The following is a 1,021-nucleotide window of genomic DNA, read 5'->3' as shown; positions in this document are numbered from 1 at the left end:
GGCCGTTTACGCGGCGCTGAGGACCTCCGGGACCGGGCGCCGGGGCGCACGCGGCACGGCCGGTCCGTAGCCGATCCGGACGATCATCTGGGGGTGGCCGCGCCGGTGCCGCGGATCGCTGTGGCGGCGCATGTCGCGCAGGTCTAGCGGCTGGTTGAGGAACGAGGCCGACACCCCGTGCAGGGTGGCGACCAGCAGCATGCGCTGCAGCGCCTGGCCGGCGCGGAGCCAGTCCTGCGGCCCGTCCCCGGTGGTCGTCACGACCACCAGCTGCGGCCGGGCCTCGAAGCGGGCGGTCTCCCCGTTCGCCCGCGCGAAGCGGCGGACGGGCACGAGGACGCCGTCGGGGCGCGGGCCCTGGACGTAGGGCGGGAGCCCGTCGCTGCGCCGCCCGTCCCCGCCGGTCCACCGGGCGAGCTCGGCGCGGTACCCGGCGTCGCTCGCCAGCCGCTCCTCGGCCATGGCGACCTCCTCCAGCAGGGCGGTGCCCGCCGGGCCGTCCACGCGGACCAGTTCGGCGCCCTCCAGCCGGACCGCCGCGGCCAGCTCCGCCATGACCCCCGCGGGGACGAGGGCGCCGGAGAAGGGCCGGCGGTTGGTGCGTCGGTCCTGGATGGCGGCGTACAGCTCGTGCTCGGCCGCCGAGGCGAGCGGAGCCCGCACCGGCCGCACCGCGGCGAGCAGGGTGGACCCGGCGTCCCCGATCGCGGGCAGCGGCCAGGAGACGGGCCGCCAGCCGGCGACGCGCAGGGCCAGGCGCAGGTTGAACAGGGCTGCGCCGCAGCTGATGTGGAGCGACCGGCCGCGCGGGTCGGCCACCGGGAGCCGGCGGTCCGGGTCGGCGTGGAGCTCGATGTGCTCGCGGCGGTGGACGCCGAAACGCCACGGCTGGGTGTTGTGCACCGACGGTGCGGCGCCCGCCGCGGTGACGAGCCGCCGCAGGCCGGCGTGGGTGGCGAGTGGGCTGAGCATGGCGGAACCTCCTCGATTCTCTTCGAGGCTGGCGCACCGCCCGGCCCCG

General features: G+C 77.8%; 1 protein-coding gene. It reads right to left on the bottom strand.

Annotated elements, in window-relative coordinates:
• Positions 1–6 precede the first annotated feature (6 nt).
• Complete coding sequence (locus tag IEZ07_RS35270) at positions 7–972, bottom strand: Acg family FMN-binding oxidoreductase (RefSeq protein ID WP_191898771.1); 966 nt, start codon at positions 970–972, stop codon at positions 7–9.
• Positions 973–1,021 lie beyond the last annotated feature (49 nt).

This window comes from Planomonospora parontospora, assembly GCA_014647935.1.
Classification (GTDB): Bacteria; Actinomycetota; Actinomycetes; order Streptosporangiales; family Streptosporangiaceae; genus Planomonospora; species Planomonospora parontospora.
The sequence above is the reverse complement of the archived record's forward strand: the minus strand, read 5'-3'. Positions and strand labels throughout refer to the sequence as shown.

Coding starts and splice junctions, on each gene's coding strand:
- IEZ07_RS35270 (WP_191898771.1), bottom strand. CDS start 972: ATGCTCAGCCCACTCGCCACCCACGCCGGCCTGCGGCGGCTCGTCACC.